The organism is Bacillus sp. 491mf (genome assembly GCF_900112415.1).
Classification (GTDB): Bacteria; Bacillota; Bacilli; order Bacillales; family Bacillaceae_G; genus Bacillus_A.
This window is the reverse complement of record NZ_FOLV01000004.1, coordinates 123,759-148,771: the sequence shown is the minus strand read 5'-3', so window position 1 is coordinate 148,771 and position 25,013 is coordinate 123,759. Positions and strand designations below refer to the sequence as shown.

Genomic DNA, 25,013 nt, shown 5'->3' with positions numbered 1-25,013 from the left:
ATAATCTCACACAAGTTCATTTCAGATCATTATTGCTTAAGGTTTAACGTACCTATTATAAGTAGGCTTAATGCTGGACATCGTAATTGTTCTTGTATGAAATTTAAAAGTATACAAGATTATTCCTCCTTCCACAAATATATTTCCTAACATATTCCATTATACAATAATGTCCAACTTTAACAATTAACATTTATGAATCTTTAGAATATTTTATTTTATAATATGAAAGTAACACTTCTATCAGTGGAGGTATTTTCATCTCTCACTGAACCAATCGAGCTTTTACGGGCAGTTCAAGTTAATAAGTATAACTCCATTGGCTTTTTTTACATAGTAGACTCATGAGAAATAATAATTAACTACGTTTTTAAATGAATTATATGAAAAACAAAATCATGTTCCAATGCCAATTTTAGATGAACAGCAATTAGAAGCTATAAATGAGATTTTATGTGAGGCGATGGCTAAAAATCTTGAAGTAAGCGTTTCGTATCATAAACAGGAAAGAATATATTTGGAAACGAGCTATATTGACTATTATGATACATTTAGAAATGAATTAAGAATTATTAAAAACGCTTCCTAAGCTAGTATTCTATGGTAAATAAAAAGAATCCACTTTGAAAAAAGTTTGATCAAAATGAATTCCATGACATTCATTTTATTCTCGATAAAAGCTATGTAATACTTTCTCGCTTAGCAAATACTTGGAGTAAATAAACAATATGTAATTATTTTTCACGAAAATATTCTTTCATATAATCTTCAACACTATTACTTTTTTCCATATCTTCTGACGACATCCTCCCTTCCCACTTCGTACCTCCTTTGTAGGTCAAATTAATATTGAATTGTTTGTTATGTAGTTCTTCTTTAATCCAAGTGGCTACTTTGGTTAAATCCTCGATTAAACTTGGGTTGTTTTTATATTGCAACATACCATCATTAAAATCTAAGGTTACATTATACGCTGGACATTCCCCATTTTTGGTATATGAACAAGTAATTTCTTTGAATATAAATCTTTCATTTTGAATTTCTTTTATTTTGTCATGGACTTGTGTTTGAATTAAATATGTCCAGTAATCTGGTGATGCGTTTTTCATTGCTAATAGCAGTTCCTCTTTCGTTGGATTTTTTTGTATGTTTGTATAATAAAATCTAGTATACTCACCTGTATTGTCTTTTATATTAAGCTCTGCTATTTTTTTATTATTCCTTTGAATGAGTTGTAATAAAGCAAAGAAGCGATCTAATTCTGTCGATTCAAATTGACTGTAATCGATTTTATTATTCATTTTTAAAGTTAGTAGCAAATTATTGTTTAGGTATTCTTCAATATGATCAGTTATATATTGAATAGTATTTTCATCTTCAGGTTCCGAGAATCCTAACTTTTCGATTTCTTTCAGAATTGGTTTGAATTTTTCATATGCTTCATATGCATTTTTACCATCTTTGTATTCATCACCTATTATTGTAGAATAAAATAAACCATCTACTTCCACTCGAAATTGAATGTGTTTATTATCTTTTACTTGAACAGTATGATATACATGTCCCATATTCCCTGAATGTATTTCTTCCCAATCTGTTACAATAACATCAATCCCATATTTTTCTTTAAAGTATGTTTTCACCTCTTTTTCATTTTCATAGTTACAACCACTCAAAAATAAGAAACATACAGCTAACAATATTACGTTTTTAATTACTTTCAATATAAACGCCTCTTTATTATGAAGTTTTTCTTTATTAGATGTTAAGCTATAGCTACTATAGAGATGATTTCATTGATAAATAGAACCTCCTTCACTATTAAAATACATATTCAAATTATACCATAGTAAAATTATTCTATATTTTCGTGTTATTTTTCTAACCCTCTTAGAATTCTTTAATCAAAAAGAAGCAAAACTGTACAATTTTTTTATAAACATCACGACTTTATTTCAAAACCACAATAAAATATATGTAAATGGACAATTGGAGATGGTAAATGTGAAATATTTTGTGTTTGAAGACGATGAATTAATGGGCGGATGGGAAGAGACATTATATGTTTTTGAACATACCAAAAGAAAAGATGAATACGCCAGTATCAAAACCCTGAAGGAGTTTGCAGTACAATGTCAATTCATTGAAGGGAGAAATATAAATTCCCATATATTCCGCAATTGAAAGTTGCATTTGTGGAATATATGGGAATAAGTTTTAAAGAACTATGGAATGCAGTTTCAGAAAAAACGTTTATCCACACTACATACGGTGCATTAATATTTCATGTTTATCTTTGGAATGTGCAATATTATTAATTCCCATTCAAATGATAGATTAGTTGCACAACGCCAGAGGAGAACGTTCTTGTATTAACCATTTTTAAATTCAACCTCTGTTTTATATCAATAAACAACGGTTTTCCTTCTCCCAAAATAACAGGGTGAACAGATAATCTAAATTCATCAACAAGCCCTAAATTGATAAAAGTTGTAATAAGACTCGCTCCGCCATAAAGCCAGATGTCTTTACCAGGCTTATTCTTTAATTTATTTACTTCTCCAAAAATATTATCATTTATGAATATTGCTTTATTATCAGTTCCTTTTTGTGTTCTGGAAAACACATATTTTTCTTTACTATGAACTAATCCCCAAATTTCTTTTTCAGTATCAGTATCTTCAATTTCTGGAGTAAATTGTCCCCATAAATCGTAGCTCTTTCTTCCATATAAAATAGTATCAATTTGATTTAAGAAATGAATAAACCCCATCTCAGAGTCCATGATGCACCAATCAACTTCCCCATTTTCCCCTTCAATAAAACCATCTAAAGTAACTGCTAAATCTAAAATGATTCTTCTTGCTCTTACGTTATGGGACATAATTCTTCCTTCCTTTCATCATTTAGATATTGTTTCTCCCGCCAAGTTTTTTATATTTTCATTATTTACAGCATTTATTTCTGAATAAAGTTACTAATGTTATTAAACTAACCTGCCCTTTAACAAAACAACTTATTGTCACTTAAAATCAGCTGTTCTTTTCCTTTTCACTATAAAAACATCCCTTTAGATTACCATATCCAAAGGGATAGAGCATCGCATCTTTTTTATAAACATCGTAACCTTATTTCAAATCCACATGTAATAAAATTCTGTTCAGTAAGAAAATAAATAAAGAGCCGATATCTCAAAATGGAAAGATAGCTACTCTTTATTTATAAATGTATGACTAGGTTTTATAGCTAATCCCTTCCTTTACTTGTTTTACCTTGTATTGGAAGATTTTCGTAGAGGAAACACCGTCTACAACAAGGTTACTACCTGTAACAAAATCATTTTCTTTAACTGTTAAATAAAGACATGCTTGTGCAATATCATTTGGTTTTCCTACACGCTTTGATAGATGCTGTTCATGATCAATTGCACTTAATTTTACATAGTCCTCTGTTTCAGCCAAGTAGTAACAGTGCTGCCTTTTTTATTCATATTTTATTTATTTGTTAATAAATAAAATATGAAAGTCATTTCCATTAAAAGAAATCATGAGAAAGGAATGATTAATTAATGAAGGCAGACAATCAAAAAATCGACAAAATGCCGGGGATAAAGCTCTTTGATGGAGAAAAGTTGCTCGTAATTATTAGCATGCTTGGCTTTGGGCTTGCAGTTGGTATTGCGGTATATATTGGACTATACGGGGCAATCATTTTTCCAGAAGGCGACTTGGGGCGAGCGTTTTCTTTCAATGCCGCGATCGCATTGTTTATTTTGTCCATAGCAGCCATTTTACCGATAGCAGGGCTGAGTACCCGCAAACGGGCAGCTATTCGTTGGACTTTCACACTGACAACTCTATATGCCTATGCGGTCGAAACAATCCAGCATTTTCGCGGGATTAATCCACGGTTTACGCGTGCCGGCTCTGCTATCGATTCGATTGCCGGCACTTTGTTCGGGCTTGATTCGCTATTGATCATCATCGTGACTGTACTGCTTGCCATCCCGTTTTATCGTAAAAGACAGACGAATGAACGTCCGCTTTTAGTATTGGGCATCCGCTATGCACTTTTCTCAACCATTATTGCCTTTGCCTCAGGAATATGGATGATCGCGCTGCAAGGCCGATATACGGGCGAGGCAGGAAACTTAATTGTCCTTCATGGGCTCAGCTTTCATGCTTTGCAGGCACTAACGTTGCTAGGATGGTTATCGGAGCGGGCATATACGTGTAGGAGGCATGCCCTGCGGCGGATTCATTTTGGGGGATTCGCCTGGACGCTTTCCATCGTGCTGATTGGTTTACAAACCGCCCTCGGATGCTCCGTTTTTGAACTGACAGTGCTGCCACTCCTTTCCGGCGCCATGTTGCTTATTTGGCTTGTCATATTCGTTGCCGTTGCATTTAAACTGCTGAGACCGAAGCCGGTGTCTGCCAATCCATCATCGCATAGAAATTAAAACAACATTTTCCTGAAGGGGGGAATTGTAACGATGTATGAAAAGCTGTTTTCTCTTGCGGGCATAGCTATACTGCTCTGGCTTCTTTTGATACTGTTGCCGACGTGGAGAGTCACAAGGTTTCTCGCGGGCATAGCCATTTTCCCTATGTATCTCGCTGCACTTTATACTATTGGGATCATCATCGTTATCGTAGGCTCAGGTTTGGGATTCGTTCAAGATTTCGGGTCGGCGGAGGGTGTCATCCGACTGTTGTCCAAATCGGACTTTGCCTTACTCGTCTGGCTTCATTTACTTTGTTTCGATCAGGCGATCGGCCATTACGTTTATAGGGATAACATGGAACATCGGTATGTATCTATACCGTTGCAGTCTATACTCTTATTCCTTATCCTGATGTTCGGCCCGCTTGGATTGTTATGTTATCTTGTGCTACGGCAGGTAAGGAAATGGAACAAGATAACTTTATAAAACTAAGTAAGCTATCGAAAGTATAACGTTTTTTCGTTTTTGGGTATTGGTTTACCTTAACTTGATAGGAATGTGGGGAGACCCCAAAATGTTGTAAATACTTCACAAGATGTATTGAAAGACCATAGGAGAATTTTTTAACATCTAAAAAAGCCATTGAAATTATTCAACATGTTGTGAATCATGGAACATACCATCGTCAGCTAGGTTATACAGGAACTTCGACTGATTATATTTTTTATTTGTATGCAATAAGTGGATCAAAAAAATAATGTTCTTTTTGAGCTTTTCATAAGTAGAAATATTATAAGAGGATATTTTTAACAAATATATCTAAAACATCAAAAGAAATAGTCCCTAAAAAATTCACATAATGTAAGGAGGAATAAAAATGGACTCTAAACAGAAAGACTATAATGTTGAATATCAATGTCCTAAAGGAGTTGTATATTACAAAAAAGTACAAGCGAGTGATGTTAAAGAAGCAAAACAACAAATATTAGCTCAACAACCTGACATGAAAATTAGGGCTGTTAACCTTATTGATTCTGAATAAACGAAAATAGCTAGAGTTGAAATATATAACTACTACGAGCTCTAGCTATTTTTTGCTTCATTCACATAACTATTGTTAGCGGAAATTAATCATACTATTTTTCAACTTGCTTTATAAACGCAGATACGTTTCCTAGACAACACAAGATCCTTGAGGATTATTTGCTTCGCATCCACAACGATTTTCTTTAATATGCATCGATCTCTCTTGTACCGCTTGGCTCTTACCAATTTGCTTTATTTCTTCACGAATACGTGCTCGTGTCCAATTAAAGCAGTAACAAGCAGACACATCTTCTTCTATATCTTTTTGAAAAACAGGAACTTTAAGATCGTTTTTGATAAATACTTGCTGTTCTTCATTAAAGTACACTACATTACATTCTTGCTCTGCACAAAAATAATATGTTTTATCTGACTCTAATCGAGTCATAAATGTATCATTTATCATTTTGATGTAAAATAGTTGTTTCATCCCAGAAGAATCACGCAAATAAAAATAGACTCTGTTTACACAAAGTCTATTATGGATAATTATTTTTTTGAAAATCATCTTGAAAATAGCTTTATATTCTCTTAGCTACTGATATATTTTAAAGTTATTTGCAATAATTTGAGCGTTAGAAGGCTTAAAGCCTCCTTGCAGCTGCAACTCAAATATCGTATTACCATGTTCACCCTTTAAGAAATATTGCCCAGTGTATTTTTTATAAAATCCCCAATTGGTTTCATTTTTCACGAAAGATTCAATCAATTGCGGAGCAGGTTGTTCCCCAACTTTCTCCATTTTAATAGTCCCATCGCTCAATCTCCTAGGTTCTAAAACAGGTTCTGTCCGAAACCAAGATTGCTCTAATTTCTTCGACTTATCATACTGATATGCCATAATAAAACCTTGTAGCTCATTCCCTTTTTCATCTGTCGTATCTTTAGAAGGAACCCGATAATACAACACTACACCTGGCCCTAAATCTTTAGCATATGATATCTGAGTTAACGTTGTCGTTCCTGTGTTATCTCGGTATTCATACATAGATGGTAATAGCTTCCTCACATTTTGAAATGCAATTTCCACTTCTGTTTCATCATTTTTTGCACTTAAAATGGATCCTTCCTTCATTTCGTTTGCAACAGGATCTTTCTTTTCAAATACGAGATAGGCTGCCTTAGTTTCCCCATTTTCATATACAGTACCTTTTGCTGCAACGAATTGTTCTTCGTTCTTATTTTTTATAGAGAATATAGGACCTGGTGGCACCTCGTTTGAATCGCCTGTTTTCTTAATTTCCCAATCTCCAATGCGTTCTACTTTAGCAACTTGTTGTCCAAGTTGGGCTTTCGGAATAGTTTCTCCTGTTTTCATATAATAAAATCCGTTTAAGACAATGTATCCATACCTAATCCCCTTTTGTTTGTCACGATCAGTGTATTGTGTACCTACACCTTCTTTATACGTTACTTCTTTTTTATCCGACTCTTTATTATTAGGCTCTTTTGGTCTTTCTGCACTTTTATTGATTTTCAAATCCTTCCCCTTACTGACAGTCTCATCAGCATTCACTAATGAAACTGCGGACAGGGCTATTACAGCAGCAATCCCAAGTACAGACCAGCCATATGATTTCTTTTGGAAATTCTTAACCATAAAAATCCTCCTCTTTAAAATTTTCTTATTTCTACTTAAATTCGCTAAACTGGGCACTGGATAATGGGGTGAAAAATGTTCTAAAAGACTAATAATAGTATGACCATATGCGATTTGTTCCCCTTCATCTAGAAATTTAAGAGCAAGTGCATCACAAGCGAGTTCTTGATCTTCTCGCATACAGAAGTAGGTATACCAAAGAATCGGATTAAACCAATTTAAAATTAGTAAACTATACATAAGCCAGTTGAAACCGACGTCTCTTCGTTTGATGTGAGCTAATTCATGATGGAAAATATGGCGTAGTTGTTGCTCATGGAGTTGATTGATATGTACATTTGACAGTAAAATTCTAGGCTTGAAAAATCCTAAAACAGTTGGACTTTCGATTTTCCCAGCTAAGAATAGTGGTATGTTACGCTGAACAGACATACATTTCTTACAGTTCTCAAAAATCTTAACAACCCTCTCATCTGTAAGAATAGGCTGTTGCTGTATGTAGTGATGTAATCCTCTATTTATAAAATAAGTCGTGAAACCTAATACGATAACGCCTGCTAACCAAATATATAAAGCGATCGTATAAAAAGAGATTGGGTTATTCTTTTTCGGCTCATTCCGAATAGGTTCTTCCTTACTTTCCTTAGTTGTTTGTGATGTATGAAAAACATCTTCTTCTTTTGGGACTCCTTTTGATCCAGACATATTCATTGTTTCTTGCGTACGTTTATTTTCAAAAGAAACAATGGGATGACTTTGAACAGAAAACGTTGCTTTATAACCGAATGAAAGGATCGTATAAATACTATAAGAACTATCTGGTGACCATGGTAAAAGTAGCCTTACAATTAGCACTATCCATAGTAGATAGCTCCATCTTGGCGTTAGCTTGTTTCTTAGTAAAACCTTGACACATAAGATAACTACCACTAGTACACTTGCCATCATCGACGTTTCTATTACCCAGTCAAAAAGGCGCGGTAGGTAGATGTTTATAAACATATCTATCATTTTTACCTATCCTTCCTCTAATTCTCTTATCCAAGATACATTTATCCAATTAAAAATCTACATAAAATGATTTTTTATACCCCTATACTCATCGTTCTTTTCTTCGCTCAGCCTCACTTTTATCATCAAGAATACGTTTAAGTTCATTAATTTCTTCTTGAGAAAGCTTTTCTTCCTTTAAGAAGTTTACAAGTAGTGGTTTTAATGCTGCACCATAAAAACGTTTAAGAAAAGACTTCGTTTCTACTTGCAAATAATGATTTTGAGAAACTAAAGGAGTATATGTATACATTTTTCCGGTTTCTTGATGAGCTGATATCGCTTCTTTTTGCACTAATCTGTTAATTAACGTTCGAATTGTTTTTGGACTCCAATCCATTTTCCCTTCAAGGTCTTTAATAATTTCGTTTGCTGTTTGAGGCGCCTTTGACCAAAGAACTTTCATTATTTCCAGCTCAGCTTCAGATATTTTAGGAATTTTTTTCGTATTTATGCTTTCTCCCTTCCGATATTACAAATGTAGTCTAATGAATATATTACATTTGTAGTCTGTTATTGTCAACCATATTTTGGGCATGAAAACAAGTGCAATTTTCATCTTAAAATTGCACTTGTTTAACATAAATAAGCTTTCTCAACAACTAAAAAATAACAAATTATAATTAACTACGTTTTTGCTTCTTATTTGATGAAGGAACTTTAACGGAACCTGTTTCATGCATAGTCGTTCCTTGCCCTTCGACTTGCGATGAACCAAGACCTGCTCTTGAAGGATCCTGTTTAATTTTTCGACCCACTTTGCTCACCTCCAACGTTACTTTTTGCTTAGATGCGTGAAACTATGCAGAACAAGGTAATAGACTCTCTTTCCTTTTCATAAACTGCTTTTTCATAGTTTCTAACAGGAAAGTAATAAACGTTGGTTGTATATATAAAGTAAGCTATTTCTTTATAATTTGAATTCAACTGAAACTGGAGGGATTTTCAATGAAACATCCTGTCTTACAAGTATATGATTATCACGTTTGGGCAAACAAAAGGCTACTTGAACACTTAACAACATTACCAGCAGACGTTTGGTCTACAGAAATACAAAGTGTATTCCCTTCTATTTCACAAACGTTTATACATATATATATTGCTGATACAATCTGGCTAGGTACTTTATTAGGAAAACCTTTTACTGAAGTAAAAACATCAGCAATTCATCTTTCAGAAAAAATAAAAGATACAACTATTCAGGAAATGGAACAGCTATTTTTAACTTTATCTGAAGAATATCAAACATTTTTCATCCGTGAAGAGAACTTAGAGAGAGCCATTTCACCTGAACACCCTCACTTTGGACGATTAGACACGAATGTCTTTGAATTGATTCAACATGTTGTGAATCATGGGACATATCATCGCGGAAATATAACGGCAATGTTAAGACAGTTAGGTTATACAGGAACTTCGACTGATTATATTTTTTACTTGTATGCAATGAGTGGAGCGAACAAGAAATTTTGATACTACGCTATTTTAATGAAAATCTGTTTTCTAAATACAGACAAAATAAAGCAGATAACCATTCATCTACGATGGATCATTATCTGCTTTCTCTGTTAAAGTAAAATTTTTCGGCATTCTTTACACCTTCTTATTCATTAACACCAATCATTATTCAACCAGTGAATTTAGCAAACCTTTGGGCAAGTAAGGGATTTTCCATTATCATTTGATGTAATACTAAGCATATACGGAACAGCAACATGTGACCAAGCCTCAGCTGTTGGAGAACTCGATATATACTCTGGTGCACATGATTGTAACATCGAAGTATGAATGCCTCCACCTGGGTCTAGTGCAACTACTGCCAGTTCTTTCGGTAATTCTAGTGCCATTGATTGGGTCAAACCCTCTATAGCAAACTTGGACGCACAATACGGTGCAAGTTCTGCCTCACCGGAACGTCCCCAACTTGAACTAATATTGATTACGATGCCTCGTTTATTATGAATCATAGCTGGTATAAATGACCGGATGACATTGACTACACCATTCACATTGATATTCATAACATTTGCAAATTCTTCCGAAGAAATAGTCCAAAGCGTCGCATTTTTATTTACAATAGAAGCATTATTAATTAGTAAATCTGGTGCACCGTATTGCTGAAGAATATATTCTCCCCAAGCTTTAACAGCCTTATCGTCCGAAACATCAATGGATTGAAAATCATGTTTGTTGTCAAAATGTCTCTTGATTTGTTCTATCTTACTTTTGGAACGACCACATCCAACAATCAACCAACCTAGTTCAGAAAAACGGTCAATTAATGACCGACCTAATCCTTGTGTTACCCCAGTGATTACTACAAGTTTTTTATTATTTTCTCTATCCAATTGGTTTCTCTCTCCCTTCCAACATTTTGATTCTTAAATTTATTTTACATTTTTTCAATTAATGATACTTGCTACATATTGACTAGATTTTTTACAACTTTAGTAGTAGAATAAATATTTCCATAAACCGGAAAATATTTATTGAAAGTCGCTACCCTTAAGACGGAACAATAAAAACTATCTCAAAAGTCCCTATCATTATCTTCTTTATTTATTTGAAACACTCCCCAATATCGATTTAAACAATAAAGAAGAAATTGATAAAGTCTTGCTGTGGTCAATGGATTTATCATCTAATTGCAGAGTACCGGAAAAAGTTAAGCAAACAAAAAATAACTCCAAAATTAACTTTTGTCGTATATTTTGGAGTTACTTGACGTTTACGGTTCGCTAAGGTGCGAACCTTTTTTTACATATAAATTATAAAAATCTAATTGAGAAAAAGATCAATCATTACAATCGCAGTCTAAGTCTGAGCATTCGCCACAGTCTAAAGGGCCATCGCCTGAATGTCTTTTTTGAGTCTTTCTTCTGAGATAAATACGTAATAATACAATGAGTATAAAACAAACAATAAAAGCTATTATAGCTTCTACATATTTTTCATGAATGATAAAACCGATGCCGCTGCCACCGGATATGACAATGAGAAGGGAATAGATCCAAAATATATAAAACACCTCCCACTATTTAAATAAAACGATTCTAAGAGATTATCCAACTAATACTTGATGATATTAGTAACGCCATACCATTTCCACTTAGAAATCCAGTTGAAACTCTTAGTACGTTTGTGCTACTTCTCCATCCCCATTTTTGGGTGAACCCATCAATTAACAATGGAACTTGCGCAAAAAAAGATAAAGCTAATACGAGAATAAAAGTATGTGAGATCAAAAAATAAATCGGAAACAAAAGAAAACCTAAAAGTATACCAGTACAACGTGCACATAAAGGTATATATTTTTGTAGTGAATGATAACTCCTTTCAAGCTTTCTGTGACAAGGAATTTGTGAAATATAACTATGTAACAATAGTGAACACCCTTTCTCCTTATTTTACCTTTAGTATATAAGAAATACTTACTTTGTAAGGGGACAAAACTATTTTTAATAATTAGGCTGAATATACCCTAATTTTATTCCCTTCGTTACAGCTTCTAACGAAGATGTGACATTCAACTTATCAAATAAGTGTTGAATATGATTTGAAACAGTGCGTTCACTTACAAATAAAATAGAAGAAATTTCTTTACGCTTATATCCATCACATAATAATTGTAAAATTTGTTTTTCACTATTAGTTAATTCCTCAACATAGTCCGTAGACATTGGAAAGTAGGAAATACCATTATTAATCTCAATTAAAATCTGCAACAACTTATCTGGCATAATGTTTTTATTTATAAAACCTCTTACACCAATTTTTTGAGCTTCATACCGGTAAACAGGCAAATCATAGCCTGTTAATATAACTATTTTCGTGTCACATTTGCTTTCTAAAATATGTTTTGCTACACCTAAACCATCTTCATTACTGATGTTACTTAAATTAATATCTATTAATGTGATGTTTGGCTTAAACTCATTAATGAATGCAATAACCTGTTCAATATTTTGTAATGAGTAAAAATGATCTATTTCAGAATAATCTTCCAAGGCTATCTCTAAACTTTTTGCAAATAAAGCGTGATCATCTATTAATAAAATATTCATAGGAATCATCTCCTTTCATAGGAATAAGAATAGCAACACATAAACCAGAAGGATTACATTCTGAAATTGTCATTTTACCGTTTACTAAAAACAACTGTTCCTTAATAGAATTCAATCCTCTATGGTCATTAGAAATCTGCTTTTCATTAACCATTAAGCCTATGCCATTATCTTTTACTATAAGCTCTATTTCGTCATTTTCTTGTTTCAAACTCACAACTAGCTTTGAACATTTAGAATGCTTGAATGCATTTGTTACCAATTCTTTTAAAATTCTGTATGTAACAAGCTGATAGGGTTCAACTAAAAATAAATTTTCACTACAATGAAAAGTGATATCAATATTTTTCATTCTATTTTTATGCTGCACCATTTCAAGTAAATTACTATAATTTTCTTTTAATGTTAGTGTCTTTAATAGTGTTGGATAGTACTCTTCCATTTGTACTCGTATAGACAAATTTAAGTGATCCAACGTTTTTACTATGATTTCATGAATCTCCTCTTTGTTAGATTTATTCATCATATTTTTTACAGCTAATATATCTTGCAAAATTTCATCATGCAAATAATTAGAAAAATCACGTTTCAACTTTTCCTCTTTCGCTATCTGTACAAGATTATGAGCATAAAAGCTTTCTGACATGATTTTTGGTTCTTCTGTTTCTGAATTTAAGATACTTTTTTTTATGTCTTTATATAATAGCGTGAAATGAAACAGAACAAACGAAAAAATCGTATGTATAATGATGAAATAGGCAATCATATTCAACCTAAATAATAGTCCAAGTGAAATTATACAAACAAGAAGAAAGAAAAGGATCAGTCCCCTTTTACCTCCCTTTAAAAGAAAATATCGCTTCATAAATATATGGTTTTTAAAAGCAATCGCATGAATACTAAATAAAGGGAAAAGGATCATGATATACCACCCTAGATTACTTAAATATTCAGGGTTGTCTGCAAAAAATATGGCGTATCCAATAAAGAAAAAAATTAGAACCGCAAAAGATTTAAGCAAATGATTTTTTTCGCTTTTTAAGATAAACATGATTCGTCCTCGATGTTTCAAAAGTAAGAAAAAAATACAAATAAAACTTAAAACAAATTGAGATAAAAATAGAATGGCGAACATTTTATCGTTTATCAATTTCGCAACCAATGTCAATAAACAGGTAATCTGTAAAATCCAGTCTTTTTCTTTTTTATACATATAAGTAGAATCTTGAAAAAAGAAATAGAGAAAAAACTGTGCTGTCTGATATAGAATCACTACGCTAAATAGCGTACTTAACGTATAAAAAATTTGTGTTTCACTAAGTGTGAATAAAAACTGCCATGAAGTAAGGATTAGCAAATTAGAAAACTTCCATAGGGTACTATTTTCTTTCATGTTTACAAATCCAATGCAAGCTCCGTAAATAACCAAAATCGTTATAAGTGTCAATGGAAGCAACTTTGCTGTTCCTACAATATTATTTTGCGAAAATTCATAGCATAAAAAAATAATCATACACAGTTGGTTAATTAAGATGAGAAATTGCTTTTGCTCATAATACTTTTTCATAAACTCACTTACCTTTACTAGTACTAGCTTAAATACATATAAAGCTAATGCTTGTTTACTATCATTAGCCTTATATATATCAATTTTAATTTTTCGACATATAAGTTGCCGCTATGCAGAATACAACATACCCGCTACTTGCATGCTCCTTTTGTTTTTAAACCGTGCATGTGGCAGAAAAAGGCCTTGACCGCTTCTATGCATGGCCAGATGCTCTTGCCCATCTAAAATGTCGGTTTTTAAATTTGTATTTATATAGGAATTTTTACTTTTTATTGTCAAAGATAATTTTATAACATGCTCGCTTTGTTAACAAATAATAAATGATATATACCAAAGTGAAAATAATTACTGCAAAAAGAATAGGCAGTATAAAGGCACTGTTTTTTCCTAATAAGTCATCCATTAAAGCCGCTTTGTAAGCTATCAGTGCAAAAATACTATGTGCTAACCCTAATACGTAGGGGATGCTAAATAACGTAAGAACTTCTTTACTTATTATTCTTTTTATCTTTTTCTTGTTATATCCCATTCTTTTTAAAATGATAAATTCATTTTTGTTTGACATCATGCTCGAAAGGTTATGGAAGTAGAGAATACTACCCGTTGCAATAAAAAAGATGATCGTAACAAAACTAATGAGCAAGAATGTTGAACTATTCTGCTGAATAATGTAATCATTTTTTTGATAACTACTTGTAAAATAAATATTATTTTTAAATAGTGGAGCTACATTTTCATAAACTTTCTTATTATCCCTCATATCTGTTCCATTAAAGCTCATCATCGTTGTTTCTTTATGCTCTAAAGTTTTTATCTCTTTATATAGTTGATCTGAAATGACAAGAGTTCCTACACTATTTGCAAATCCGATTGAATTGAGTAAAGTAGTGTCTTTTACTTTTATATCCACGGTATTTTCATTTGTTAAGTTTAAAGTATATATATTCCCTTTATCTAGCTTTTCTTTGTCAGGTCGATATTTTACTAAAATACTTTCACTTTTAGCTAAATTCTCAAAGTCTACATTTTTACCCTGAATATGTATTAATTCTTTATAATCCGACTCGGAAATAAGATCAAATCCATGTTCTTTCTTTGCACTATATTCTTTAGGTAAATGGTCAGAAGAGGATGTTACATGAATCATAGTTGTTTCTTTATATTTCATATTTTCTTTACCAACAGTATCTTGTACAATTTTAATTGCTTGAGAGGCCAATTGTTTATCTTCCACTGGAAACTCGATAGCTGACGGTATGATTCGTTCCGTAGCAGCAACAGGATAGTAGAGAGTTAGTAAAGTAGAGCCGAATATAGCCAGCGTTCCTGCAACTAATAAAGTTAACAAAATTAACGTTTTTGCCTTCGAACGGATTTTAAATATAAAGTTTGGAATGAGAATAATATTTGCTTCCTTATAAAACCAGCTTTTCTTTTTCTTCAATTTTTCAATAGCATATGGTAAAAAAGAGTGAATAAAGAAAATGGTCCCTAGTATTACACTTAACATTGTTAAAAGTGCAATTGGTGAAAATCCTATTGTTTTCCAGAATGATTTCATCCCTCTTGTAATATCAATAGCAAAGAAGTAACCAATTAGTATCAAGAATAATCCAAGGAATGAGAAAGCTGTATTGATTCTCATCTGCTTTTCTTCCTTTTTTTCCATCCGTACCAAAGTCAGTAAGGAACTTTTCCGAAGAATGATCCAGTTCGATAAAAATAAAGCAGTCAAAACGACAAATATAAAAACAAACGTGAATAGTACTGCCCCGGAATGCATAAGTGGCACTTCAGAAGTATCAATTTGTAATTTTAGTGCTCTGACTATCACTTCGACAATCCCTTTATGAGCAATCGCGCCAAAAGCGATTCCTACAATTAGAGCAGCAAAACAAATTATAATATTTTCAAAAGTTAATAGTTTTAGCATTGTTGATTTTCGATATCCCAAGAGTGAATAAATACCAAGTTCTTTCATTCTTTTTTTCATAAAAAAAGTATTGGAGTATGACATATAGAATAGTACAAATGCCATAACAAAGATTCCTACCGTTCTTGACATGATTTCAACCCTACCATCAGACGAAATCTTTTCCATGATTATATTGTTCATGGAAAAAGAAATAAAGGCGAAAAACACCATCAGCACAAAAGCTACTGAAACGAAATAAAACGAATAGAAGGAAAAATTATTCTTCAGATTCTTTTTTGCTATTGTTAATAATCCCACAGTCATGCCTTCCTTTCATACTCTTAGTTATATCGATTTTCATCCATTTTAGTGATTTCCTTTACTATCTCTTCAAAAAAATCTTTTCTCCCTTTTCCATTTCTTCTCAATTCCTTTATGATATTTCCATCTTTAAATATTAGTATTCTACTTGAAAAACTTGCTGCATAAGCATCATGGGTTACCATTAAAATCGTTGTATGAAGTTCCTCATTTACCTCTCTTAATTTCTGAAGTAGCTCAGTTGCAGAGTTTGAATCTAATGCGCCTGTCGGTTCATCTGCAAATAAAATACTTGGCTGTTTCGCAATCGCTCTTGCTGCTGCAACCCTTTGTTTTTGTCCCCCTGAAAGTTGACTAGGATACTTAGATAATTGTTCAAATATTCCAAACCTCTTTGCTAAACTATGTATAGATGATTCAATTTCTTCTGGGGATTTATGTAATAAAGTAAGTGGTACAGCAATATTTTCCTTTACTGTTAAACTATCGAGTAAGAAATACTCTTGAAAAATAAAACCTAAATGATCTTTCCGAAAATCTGCAGATTTATTATCATTAAGTTTTTTAATATCGATGCCCTTTATCAAAACATCTCCATCTGTAGGCGTATCGATAGTTGATAGGATATTTAATAAAGTTGTCTTTCCAGATCCAGAGGCTCCCATAATACCAACAAATTCCCCCGACTCAATATCAAAAGATACTTTATTAAGTCCGGGTAATTGATTTTCATTGTAAATCTTTGTCACATTTTTCACAGATAATAGTGCATTCATTATATTTGCTCCTTTCAATTTTTATTTACATGTTAAGTTTATTCTTCAATATACAAAAAAACATGAGTAAAAAACGCAATTTTCTATTATAAAATGAAAAACTGCAGTTGAATTTTTACTCATAAAAAAGGCTGTCCACAAGCCAATTACACTGACTTATGAGACAACCCTTTTCCCATCTCAAACCTATTTAAATCAACGACTTTGTTTCCCAGTTATTCACAACGGAAAGAATGCTTACATGCTTATCTAGGTGTGAACATGAAACATATCTGGTCCGAGTGAAATCGCATCTAGTTCTGGAATTTTCTCCATTATCATGTTTTAGAATGTTACCGCACTTTCCAATTCTTCTAAACACCTTTTGAAATACTGTAACATACTGCGGATTTCTCTTACTTTATAATAATTCATACAAGCTATTTGAATCCAATTTCGCTCTTATAAATAAGCAGATTCATAATGCAAAACATAGCCTTGCAGCGCTAACATATCTCCTAGTTGTTGCGAAGAAATGCAATCGTAACATTCAACATTAGAAAAACTTTGTTTGCCAATGAGGAACTTTGTTAGTTTATTATTAAATTTATATCATAAGCCGGTTTTAAGAAACTTGTTCATTTATTAAGTTAAAACAAGTGTAGCTTTGAAATCAATAAAGATGTTAAAAAAGAAAGTCTTTTAATTTACAAGAGAAATTAAAAGTGTTCGTATATATTGTCTAATTTTTTACAGACTGTGTAAGCTGCTAGTCGAGAAAGCTAACTTTTGGGTATAATAATAAGGAAATTTATCAATTTATAGTATCGGTTAGGAGCTCAGTAGATATGAAAACAGTTGTTGTCGTAGGTGGAGGTATTACGGGACTCTCTACTATGTTTTATTTAGAAAGATTAAAAAAGGATTACAATATAGATTTAAAATTAATCCTTGTAGAAAAAGAGGAATATTTAGGCGGGAAAATTCACAGTGTAAAAGAAAATGATTTCATTATGGAAACAGGAGCAGATTCAATTGTTGCTCGAAATGAAAATGTGATGCCCTTTGTAAAAGAACTGAATCTAGAAGATGATATGGTATATAACGAAACTGGTATTTCTTACATTTATTCAGAGAATACGTTACATCCTATTCCCGCTGATACAGTGTTTGGAATCCCTACAAGTGTAGAGTCGTTGTTTAACAGTACGTTAGTCTCAACGAAAGGGAAAATTATTGCATTGAAAGATTTTATTACTAAAAACAAAGGCTTTACGAAAGATACGTCACTTGCTTTATTTTTAGAAAGCTTTTTAGGAAAAGAGTTAGTTGAGAAGCAAATTTCTCCTGTCCTTTCAGGGGTATATTCTGGTAAATTAAATGAACTTACAATGGCATCTACATTACCATATTTACTTGACTATAAAAATAAATACGGCAGTATTATTAAAGGGTTTGAAGTGAACAAAAAACAATTCCAGGCAACTGGAAATAAAAAGTTTATATCGTTCAAAGGAGGACTCTCTACGATCGTTAATCGGTTAGAAGAGGTGTTGACTGAGACGGAAATACGAAAAGGAGTAACAACGACGAATGTAAGTAGAGTCGGTAATGGATATGAAATTTCTTTTTCGAATCAAGAGAAACTAAAAGCGGATTACATTGTTTTAGCTGCTCCTCACGATATTGCACAAGCAGTATTAAATTCTGCCGAATTAAACAGTGATTTCAATAAATTCAAAAATTCATCTCTTATTAGTATTTATTTAGGATTTGAAATACCTGATAATCAATTACCGGCAGATGGGACAGGCTTTATTGTTTCAGAAAATGGTAATTTATATTGTGATGCTTGTACATGGACAAGTAGGAAATGGAAGCATACATCAAAAAAACAAAACTTATTAGTAAGAATGTTTTATAAAAGTTCAAATCCAGCGTATGAAAAGATTAAAAATAATAGTAAAGAAGAATTCATTCAAGTTGCTTTATCTGATATTAAAAAAAGTCTTGGAATTCAGGGTGAGCCGCAGATTGTTGAAGTTACAAACTGGAAAGACTTAATGCCAAATTATCATTTAGAACATAATCAGGCAGTTCAATCTTTGAATGAGAAATTGTCAGCTGCTTTTCCAAATGTTTACTTAGCTGGTGCTTCATATTATGGTGTAGGTATTGGAGCTTGCATAGGGAATGGAAAGAATACGGCAGATAAGATTATGAAAGCATTACATAATTGTTCGGAGTAATGCTACATTTATCCCGCTATTCGCGGGCAGTAATACTCCCACCTCAAAATTCGGCGAAAACATTGTCCAGCTCTAGCGGCTAGAATCGCAGGTCGTTCCCCCCTCGGACGAGGCAGAAAGCGCCTCTCTGCCCTAGGCTCCAACGTCCTGCGATTCTGAGCAAGCCGCTTCCGCTTTTCTTAAGAAGTTAGGCGGGAGATAAACTGCCCGTAAAAGCCCAATTGGTGAGGGTTGATAATCAGTAGGGGATGAAGAACCCCCACTGATTAAAGTTTCACTTTATATTTTTGATGAAATCCTCCTCTAGTATAAGAGGAGGATTTCGTACGTTATTGTACCTATATAAATCCATTTTAATTTTTCGACATCTAAATCCCTGCTATGCAGAATAAAAAGTGACCTACACTTATTTGCTCTTTCTGTTTTTACTTCGCATGTGGCAGAAAAAGGCCCCTAATCGCTTCTATGCATGGCCAAATGCTCTCTCCCACCTAAAAAGAGGGGTTTTATGTCGGTTTTTTAATTGATGTATATATCTTACTATTTAACTTTGATTAAGGTTTCTACATGTGTAGTTTTATTTTCTTTAATTGTTAAAGTAACACTTCCAGCTTCTTTAAATGAGTAAGGAGAAATTCGATACACTTCTTTTATTTTATATTTCTTATCGATTTCTTTTGTTGATGTATTTGTTATTAAGGATATATGTAAACGTCAAGTAACTCCAAAATATACGACAAAAGTTGATTTTGGAGTACTCTTTTATATTTCTTTTTTTATTATTTTATGTAATTTTTAATACGGTATGTGAAATTAAAAAGAGATTTTGTGTAATTACTGCAGCAAACAAAAGAGATGCTTTCAATGAATAAGCATCTCTTTTCCCTCTTAAATATGTTTAAACTAACGACTTCGTTTCACGTAATACTTCAATAAAATACTCCCAATTGTTCACTACAGAAGGAATGCTCACATGCTCATCTGGTGTATGAACATGGAACATATCTGGTCCAAGTGAAATCGCATCTAGTCCTGGAATTTTCTCCATAAATACACCGCACTCAATTCCAGCATGAACTGCAAAAATCTCTACATCTGTGCCATATTTTTCTTTATGCACCTTTTCAAACAAGTTGCGAATTGAAGAATTTGGATTGTATGGCCATTCTGGATACTCAGATTCTTTTTCAAACTGCGCTCCGACTACTTCTGCGATATGCTTAATTTCATTTACAATTTGTTGTTTTAAGCTTTTCACAGAACTTCTTACTTCGTTTCTTAATTTAATTTCATTATGTAACATCTCAACAACGCCTAAGTTTGTTGAACTTTCCACTAATTCTTTTATTTCCATACTCATACTTTGAATACCGTTAGGGATTAAGAATAATGAAGAAATAAGTTGTTTTTGCGTTTCTTTAGCAAAAACATTTTCAACTTTTTCTTCTAATTTCGTAAGTAAAACATGTACATCTGGATCTACAGCGCGTAGTTCTTCTTGTAAAATGCTTGTCCACTCTTTCACTTTCTCTTCTACTTTTTGTACATCACTTTCAGAAAGTAAAATTGTTGCTGCACTTTCACGCGGGATTGCATTCATTTTTAATCCGCCATGAACGTCACTCATAGAAAATGCAATTTCATTGGATAAATCATAAAGGACTCTACCTAAAATCTTATTGGCATTTCCTCTTTGCTTATCAATTTCCAAACCAGAATGTCCACCTTTTAATCCACCAACAAAAAGACGATACGGGAATACGTTAGCTGGCGTTTCTTCCCAAACAATAGATATTGTTTCAACTGCTTTCGCGCCGCCCGCACTACTTACTAATAATTTATGATCTTCCTCTGAATCAATATTAATAAAGATTTTACCGCTAAAATGGCTAGGGTCAACAGCAAAAGCGCCGCCCATCGTTGTCTCTTCTTCTGTCGTAATCACGACTTCAAGAGCAGGATGTGGAATATCGGTTGCATCTAATAAAGATAATGCATAGGCAACCGCAATCCCATTATCTGCACCTAATGTTGTTTGATTTGCATACAGCATATCCCCGTCAATGCGTAATTGAATTGGATCTTTCTCAAAGTCATGAACCGTTGCTTGGTTCTTTTCACATACCATATCCATATGCCCTTGAATAATAATCGTTGGCACATTCTCATATCCAGCTGTTGCTGGCTTTTTCATAATGACATTTAGTGCGTGATCTTGTACAACTTCTAAATTTCTCTCTTGCGCAAATTTAACTAAATAATCACTAATTTCTTTCTCATTTCCCGATCCTCTTGGAATCTTTGAAATTTCTGCAAAATGATGAAATACAGGGTGCTTAATTAATTCCTCTAAATTGTTATACATCTGCTTCTCCTCTTTTCAGTTATGATAAAATAACAACTTTATATAAGTATTGTACCATTTCCAATCGATATATAAGCTATTTTCTTATCGTTTTATAGCGAAAAGTGAAAATAAGACCTAAACTGAAAAGCGGACTACAAAAGGAGTTTAGCGGAAGGTTATGATAAAGTTTATGATGTCATAACAGTAGTGCCTTTTTTTGTCCCTTAAAAATTTTCAAGTAATAAAAATAAACCCTTCACTGTTAAATCTAGAAACAGGGAAGGGTTTATTTAAGTGATCAGCTAGCATTTGATTCACTCATAGCTGAGAGCAAACTTTTATATATATACCTTTTTCTATTGTTTGCTTTGCTTGTTCCGTCAACGTCTTGGTACTAGCCGACAAGTTGGATACAGGAACAAGCTGTCCCGAAACGATAACAGGTGGGTCAATCAGACGCGGTTTTGTTGTTTGATGGACATCATAACAAGACGAGTTCCCTTTCTCTACTTTGCTGTTAAAAAGCGTATGCAGCATAGCTGTAATGCTGCCATCACCAGATTCCTTTAACAAGCGAATTACATCCTCATCTTCTTTCAGAAAATCTTCTAAAGATAACACATCTTTTTGCAAAGCAAGCCTTAATGTTTTTGCAAGCTGATCATTCCCAAACATATTAAGCGGATTCATAAATAGCCCAATAACCTCTTTATAATACGTGCTCACAAACCATTCCGCCGCTGATTGTTCGCTACAAACTATTTGTCCATCAAAAACCACAAGCTGGGCCAAAAAACAATGTGCCTCTTGTAGTGTTATATAGCCGTAGGCGTATAGGTCACGCAATGTATAATCGACACGATCCGCACATAATTGTGGGGCTGGCTGTTCCAGCAAAGTCCACTGGCTCTCATCAAGCAATATGCCTTCCCAGTCCAATCCAACCTTCGCCAAAATATCAGGAATTGATGATCGAGCAACTATCTGTTCATAAATCGTTTCATGATAATTCTCTTCTTTATGCCCAAGGACATAATCAATAACATGGGAAAATGTCGTATGCGAAACATCATGTAATAAAGCGGCCACTTGCTCTTCCAATGAGCCTCCGAGTTTGTTTACAAGCATCATTGTGCCGACTGAATGGTCGTACCGTGTATTGTTCCAATTTGAATTTACAAGATAGCTAGCACCACCTTGATAAATTCCTTTTAATCGTTGTACTGGTTTGCTACGAATAAGTTCTAACAAGACACCATCTATCTCAAAATCACCGTAGAGGGCATCGCTAAGCTTCAAAGTCATTGTCTTTCTCCTTTCACCATACCTATCATGTTTTTAAGCCAAAACCGGTTGGCCAACTTCTTATCCTACGTTAGTTTTACAAAGTCTCTAAATGTAAACGTCATTTCTTGCTTGTATAATTATTGAGGCATTAAATACAGCCAATGTTAATCAGTACAAGAACAAAAACGCTCTTGTGCTCATTAACATCCACTGGAGAACAACATACTCTATACCCCAATGCCTGCAGTATTTATCATGGACAGCGCCTCATAATAAGATTATACCGCTTTTGATTTTGAATCCACTTTTTGTTTTTTGTTCCGCATGGAAGCAAGGCCTACAAATAAAGCTACTAACGATAATATGCCACTTGCTACATGTCTGTTCATTTAACACCTCTCTTTGATAAAATGAAACTTTAATCAGTGGGGGGTTCTTCATCTCCCACTAATTATCAGCCCTCACCAATCGGGCTTTGATGGGCAGTTTCTCTCCCACCTAACTTCTTAAGAAAAGCGGAAACGGCTCGTTCAGAATCGTAGGACGCCCACGAATAGCGGGATAAATTGAAAAAATGTGTTCCAGTATAGAAGGATAACATTATATTACATGAGGAACAAGTGGGACTTATTCAGTAAGATAATCAATGTGAAAGGATAGTATGCAAAAGAGAAGATTTAACGCTTTAAGTGGTCCCGCCTATACGTGCTTGTATGTGATTATATTTATTGGTATATGTTTTTCTTTGTTTATTTTTGAATTGTAGTATAGTATTCGCCTTGTTTCTATAATTAAATTTACACAACAGATAGAGTACATGAAATTTTATAATATTAAGAGAATTAATATTTTTTGGTTAAAATTGTATATTCAGTTTCATAATGGTATATTAAAAGAAAAAGGAGATAGAAAAATGAAACGATCACTCTATTATTTCTTTGCAATTATCCTAATTTTCTGTTTAAATGGCTGTTCTTTGATTACTTCGAAAACATCTGAAACAAATGACACAACAAAATTGATGATATTGAAAGATACCAAAATAGAAAATATAAAATTATTAAAATCACAAACTAATAAAGAAGATTTCATAATCACCACACATCAAACTTCAGATGATTCCTTAATCAAAGAGATTGTCCGAACAATAAAAGATAGTTCACCAGTTAAATTGCAGTTAAGTGAAAAGGAAAAAAAATCCTTAAACACAGAAATGGAAGTGAACTTTAAAAACGGTTCAACAGAAACTCTTTTCATTTTAATTAATGATAAAAAAGAGATTTCTGTAATAAAGGAATCCGGTGAAGGCTATAAACTTAAAGAGGATGCTCCTAAGTTAGTAGTTGATTTCTTCTTTAAAAAAGAAGCAAATTTATAATCATTCAAAATACATATAAAAAAGGTACCGATTTTGTGAGAACACTAAAAAAGTCCTTTACAAAAGAAGATAACTTCCTACTACATATAGGAAATTATCTTCTTTTTGATTTTTGTTTCATTCATAAAAATTCTATTATTTACTCAAAGTAGACACATTTTCAGCATTAGAGTTGTATATGCTTCGGAATTTCTCCTTCTGGTACTTCTCCATCCATGCTCAAATAATAATGCCGAATTGGTTTTAAGTTATCATCTAATTCATATACAAGCGGAATGCTTGTAGGAATATTTAATGTAACAACGCCATCATCAGATAAATGATCTAAATATTTTACAAGCGAACGAATTGTATTCCCATGCGATGAAATAATAACTTTCTCACCCTTTTGTAATACCGGCGCAATTTCTTCATGCCAATATGCAAGAACCCGTTTCTCTGTATCTTCTAGACACTCGGTAAGCGGAAATTCCCCTTCTTTTAAATATTTGTATCTAGGGTCTGAAATTTCATAGCGCGGATCATCTTTCGTAAGTGCTGGCGGTCTAACATTTGTACTTCTGCGCCATATATGTACTTGTTCTTCGCCGTACTTTTTAATTGTTTCATCTTTATTTAAACCTTGCAGTGCACCGTAATGCCGTTCATTTAAATGCCATGATTTATAGACAGGCACCCAGGCGAGATCCATTTCATGAAGTATAATCCATAATGTTCGAATTGCTCGTTTTAATACAGAAGTGTATGCTATATCAAATGTATAGCCATTCACCTTTAAAATTTGTCCCGCTTCTCTTGCTTCCTGTAACCCGTTTTGAGACATATCAACATCGGTCCATCCAGTAAACCTATTTTCCACATTCCAAACACTTTGACCGTGCCGAAGAAGCACAAGCTTTATCATAACAATACCTCCTCCATGCAATAAATTGTTTTACATCTAT

At 33.2% G+C, this 25,013-nt stretch carries 23 protein-coding genes and 3 pseudogenes; 9 read left to right on the top strand and 17 right to left on the bottom strand.

Annotation, left to right across the window (positions count from 1 at the left end):
* Positions 1 to 382: 382 nt before the first annotated feature.
* Positions 383 to 589 (top strand): annotated as a pseudogene (locus BM211_RS06610) (YolD-like family protein); the annotation flags it as partial.
* Positions 590 to 734: 145 nt separating this feature from the next.
* On the opposite strand, the gene BM211_RS06605 reads toward BM211_RS06610, so the two are convergent.
* Positions 735 to 1,724 carry a hypothetical protein gene (locus tag BM211_RS06605; protein WP_090995924.1) on the bottom strand — a complete coding sequence of 330 codons (990 nt, stop codon included), beginning with the start codon at positions 1,722 to 1,724 and terminating at the stop codon, positions 735 to 737.
* 265 nt (positions 1,725 to 1,989) lie between these two features.
* On the opposite strand from BM211_RS06605, the gene BM211_RS06600 reads away from it, so the two are divergent.
* Complete coding sequence (locus BM211_RS06600; protein WP_218160786.1) at positions 1,990 to 2,184, top strand: hypothetical protein; 195 nt, start codon at positions 1,990 to 1,992, stop codon at positions 2,182 to 2,184.
* A 130-nt stretch (positions 2,185 to 2,314) separates the two neighbouring features.
* Here BM211_RS06600 and BM211_RS06595 read toward each other — a convergent pair whose 3' ends face one another.
* Together BM211_RS06595 and BM211_RS06590 are read right to left on the bottom strand one after the other, a co-directional pair.
* Positions 2,315 to 2,884: a dihydrofolate reductase family protein gene (locus BM211_RS06595; RefSeq protein ID WP_090995920.1), complete on the bottom strand. Its 570-nt coding sequence runs from the start codon at positions 2,882 to 2,884 to the stop codon at positions 2,315 to 2,317.
* 349 nt (positions 2,885 to 3,233) lie between these two features.
* A pseudogene (locus BM211_RS06590) lies at positions 3,234 to 3,455 on the bottom strand (SDR family oxidoreductase); the annotation flags it as partial.
* 113 nt (positions 3,456 to 3,568) lie between these two features.
* Here BM211_RS06590 and BM211_RS06585 point away from each other — a divergent pair.
* The 4 genes and pseudogenes from BM211_RS06585 (at position 3,569) to BM211_RS26375 (ending at position 5,489) form a co-directional block, all read left to right on the top strand.
* Positions 3,569 to 4,462 (top strand): hypothetical protein, encoded by an 894-nt coding sequence (locus BM211_RS06585; protein ID WP_090995915.1) that lies wholly within the window; start codon positions 3,569 to 3,571, stop codon positions 4,460 to 4,462.
* A gap of 33 nt (positions 4,463 to 4,495) precedes the next feature.
* The gene (locus tag BM211_RS06580) at positions 4,496 to 4,933 is read left to right on the top strand and encodes an ABA4-like family protein (protein ID WP_090995912.1); all 438 of its coding nucleotides are present in this window, start codon (positions 4,496 to 4,498) and stop codon (positions 4,931 to 4,933) included.
* 158 nt (positions 4,934 to 5,091) lie between these two features.
* Positions 5,092 to 5,205: pseudogene (locus BM211_RS26975) on the top strand (damage-inducible protein DinB); the annotation flags it as partial.
* Between the two features lie 119 nt (positions 5,206 to 5,324).
* Positions 5,325 to 5,489, top strand: a complete 165-nt coding sequence (locus BM211_RS26375) for a hypothetical protein (RefSeq protein ID WP_020061318.1) — start codon at positions 5,325 to 5,327, stop codon at positions 5,487 to 5,489.
* A 132-nt stretch (positions 5,490 to 5,621) separates the two neighbouring features.
* Here BM211_RS26375 and BM211_RS06570 read toward each other — a convergent pair whose 3' ends face one another.
* The 4 genes from BM211_RS06570 to BM211_RS06555 form a co-directional block, all read right to left on the bottom strand.
* The gene (locus BM211_RS06570; protein WP_141771597.1) at positions 5,622 to 5,939 is read right to left on the bottom strand and encodes a (2Fe-2S)-binding protein; all 318 of its coding nucleotides are present in this window, start codon (positions 5,937 to 5,939) and stop codon (positions 5,622 to 5,624) included.
* 129 nt (positions 5,940 to 6,068) lie between these two features.
* Positions 6,069 to 8,144, bottom strand: a complete 2,076-nt coding sequence (locus tag BM211_RS06565) for a M56 family metallopeptidase (protein WP_090995906.1) — start codon at positions 8,142 to 8,144, stop codon at positions 6,069 to 6,071.
* Between the two features lie 88 nt (positions 8,145 to 8,232).
* Positions 8,233 to 8,637: a BlaI/MecI/CopY family transcriptional regulator gene (locus BM211_RS06560; RefSeq protein ID WP_256216974.1), complete on the bottom strand. Its 405-nt coding sequence runs from the start codon at positions 8,635 to 8,637 to the stop codon at positions 8,233 to 8,235.
* A gap of 169 nt (positions 8,638 to 8,806) precedes the next feature.
* Positions 8,807 to 8,941 (bottom strand): YuzL family protein, encoded by a 135-nt coding sequence (locus BM211_RS06555; RefSeq protein ID WP_090995901.1) that lies wholly within the window; start codon positions 8,939 to 8,941, stop codon positions 8,807 to 8,809.
* A 190-nt stretch (positions 8,942 to 9,131) separates the two neighbouring features.
* Between BM211_RS06555 and BM211_RS06550 the strand changes: the two genes are divergently transcribed.
* Positions 9,132 to 9,656 carry a DinB family protein gene (locus tag BM211_RS06550; RefSeq protein WP_090995898.1) on the top strand — a complete coding sequence of 175 codons (525 nt, stop codon included), beginning with the start codon at positions 9,132 to 9,134 and terminating at the stop codon, positions 9,654 to 9,656.
* A gap of 167 nt (positions 9,657 to 9,823) precedes the next feature.
* On the opposite strand, the gene BM211_RS06545 is transcribed toward BM211_RS06550, so the two are convergent.
* The 7 genes from BM211_RS06545 to BM211_RS06515 all read right to left on the bottom strand — a co-directional run bounded on the left by BM211_RS06545 (position 9,824) and on the right by BM211_RS06515 (position 16,829).
* Positions 9,824 to 10,531 (bottom strand): SDR family oxidoreductase, encoded by a 708-nt coding sequence (locus BM211_RS06545; RefSeq protein ID WP_090995895.1) that lies wholly within the window; start codon positions 10,529 to 10,531, stop codon positions 9,824 to 9,826.
* Positions 10,532 to 10,977: 446 nt separating this feature from the next.
* Positions 10,978 to 11,202 carry a hypothetical protein gene (locus BM211_RS26970; RefSeq protein WP_035430164.1) on the bottom strand — a complete coding sequence of 75 codons (225 nt, stop codon included), beginning with the start codon at positions 11,200 to 11,202 and terminating at the stop codon, positions 10,978 to 10,980.
* Between the two features lie 34 nt (positions 11,203 to 11,236).
* The gene (locus tag BM211_RS06535) at positions 11,237 to 11,551 is read right to left on the bottom strand and encodes a DUF2085 domain-containing protein (protein ID WP_371261859.1); all 315 of its coding nucleotides are present in this window, start codon (positions 11,549 to 11,551) and stop codon (positions 11,237 to 11,239) included.
* A 90-nt stretch (positions 11,552 to 11,641) separates the two neighbouring features.
* Complete coding sequence (locus BM211_RS06530; protein WP_090995889.1) at positions 11,642 to 12,256, bottom strand: response regulator transcription factor; 615 nt, start codon at positions 12,254 to 12,256, stop codon at positions 11,642 to 11,644.
* Positions 12,225 to 13,814, bottom strand: a complete 1,590-nt coding sequence (locus BM211_RS06525; protein WP_090995886.1) for an ATP-binding protein — start codon at positions 13,812 to 13,814, stop codon at positions 12,225 to 12,227. Before BM211_RS06525 ends, BM211_RS06530 begins: the two co-directional genes overlap by 32 nt.
* Positions 13,815 to 14,079: 265 nt before the next feature.
* Complete coding sequence (locus tag BM211_RS06520; protein ID WP_090995882.1) at positions 14,080 to 16,050, bottom strand: FtsX-like permease family protein; 1,971 nt, start codon at positions 16,048 to 16,050, stop codon at positions 14,080 to 14,082.
* Between the two features lie 23 nt (positions 16,051 to 16,073).
* Complete coding sequence (locus BM211_RS06515) at positions 16,074 to 16,829, bottom strand: ABC transporter ATP-binding protein (RefSeq protein ID WP_090995879.1); 756 nt, start codon at positions 16,827 to 16,829, stop codon at positions 16,074 to 16,076.
* Positions 16,830 to 17,656: 827 nt separating this feature from the next.
* On the opposite strand from BM211_RS06515, the gene BM211_RS06510 reads away from it, so the two are divergent.
* Entirely contained in the window at positions 17,657 to 19,057 is a 1,401-nt protein-coding gene (locus BM211_RS06510) for a protoporphyrinogen oxidase (RefSeq protein ID WP_090995875.1), read from the top strand.
* Between the two features lie 898 nt (positions 19,058 to 19,955).
* Here BM211_RS06510 and BM211_RS06500 read toward each other — a convergent pair.
* The gene (locus BM211_RS06500; protein ID WP_035430182.1) at positions 19,956 to 21,422 is read right to left on the bottom strand and encodes an aminoacyl-histidine dipeptidase; all 1,467 of its coding nucleotides are present in this window, start codon (positions 21,420 to 21,422) and stop codon (positions 19,956 to 19,958) included.
* 300 nt (positions 21,423 to 21,722) lie between these two features.
* Positions 21,723 to 22,709, bottom strand: a complete 987-nt coding sequence (locus BM211_RS06495; protein WP_081904774.1) for an HD domain-containing protein — start codon at positions 22,707 to 22,709, stop codon at positions 21,723 to 21,725.
* Between the two features lie 895 nt (positions 22,710 to 23,604).
* Between BM211_RS06495 and BM211_RS06490 the strand changes: the two genes are divergently transcribed.
* Positions 23,605 to 24,069 (top strand): hypothetical protein, encoded by a 465-nt coding sequence (locus tag BM211_RS06490; RefSeq protein ID WP_035430185.1) that lies wholly within the window; start codon positions 23,605 to 23,607, stop codon positions 24,067 to 24,069.
* Between the two features lie 166 nt (positions 24,070 to 24,235).
* Here the strand turns inward: BM211_RS06490 and gpmA are convergent, their stop codons facing one another.
* Positions 24,236 to 24,973, bottom strand: coding sequence for a 2,3-diphosphoglycerate-dependent phosphoglycerate mutase (gpmA, locus tag BM211_RS06485; protein WP_035430186.1), 738 nt, complete (start codon positions 24,971 to 24,973; stop codon positions 24,236 to 24,238).
* Between the last annotated feature and the right edge of the window lie 40 nt (positions 24,974 to 25,013).

Coding starts and splice junctions, on each gene's coding strand:
- BM211_RS06530 (WP_090995889.1), bottom strand. CDS start 12,256: ATGATTCCTATGAATATTTTATTAATAGATGATCACGCTTTATTTGCA.
- BM211_RS06495 (WP_081904774.1), bottom strand. CDS start 22,709: ATGACTTTGAAGCTTAGCGATGCCCTCTACGGTGATTTTGAGATAGAT.
- gpmA (WP_035430186.1), bottom strand. CDS start 24,973: ATGATAAAGCTTGTGCTTCTTCGGCACGGTCAAAGTGTTTGGAATGTG.
- BM211_RS06525 (WP_090995886.1), bottom strand. CDS start 13,814: ATGAAAAAGTATTATGAGCAAAAGCAATTTCTCATCTTAATTAACCAA.
- BM211_RS06585 (WP_090995915.1), top strand. CDS start 3,569: ATGAAGGCAGACAATCAAAAAATCGACAAAATGCCGGGGATAAAGCTC.
- BM211_RS06570 (WP_141771597.1), bottom strand. CDS start 5,939: ATGATAAATGATACATTTATGACTCGATTAGAGTCAGATAAAACATAT.
- BM211_RS06490 (WP_035430185.1), top strand. CDS start 23,605: ATGAAACGATCACTCTATTATTTCTTTGCAATTATCCTAATTTTCTGT.
- BM211_RS06510 (WP_090995875.1), top strand. CDS start 17,657: ATGAAAACAGTTGTTGTCGTAGGTGGAGGTATTACGGGACTCTCTACT.
- BM211_RS06550 (WP_090995898.1), top strand. CDS start 9,132: ATGAAACATCCTGTCTTACAAGTATATGATTATCACGTTTGGGCAAAC.
- BM211_RS06580 (WP_090995912.1), top strand. CDS start 4,496: ATGTATGAAAAGCTGTTTTCTCTTGCGGGCATAGCTATACTGCTCTGG.
- BM211_RS06515 (WP_090995879.1), bottom strand. CDS start 16,829: ATGAATGCACTATTATCTGTGAAAAATGTGACAAAGATTTACAATGAA.
- BM211_RS06500 (WP_035430182.1), bottom strand. CDS start 21,422: ATGTATAACAATTTAGAGGAATTAATTAAGCACCCTGTATTTCATCAT.
- BM211_RS06595 (WP_090995920.1), bottom strand. CDS start 2,884: ATGTCCCATAACGTAAGAGCAAGAAGAATCATTTTAGATTTAGCAGTT.
- BM211_RS26375 (WP_020061318.1), top strand. CDS start 5,325: ATGGACTCTAAACAGAAAGACTATAATGTTGAATATCAATGTCCTAAA.
- BM211_RS06565 (WP_090995906.1), bottom strand. CDS start 8,144: ATGATAGATATGTTTATAAACATCTACCTACCGCGCCTTTTTGACTGG.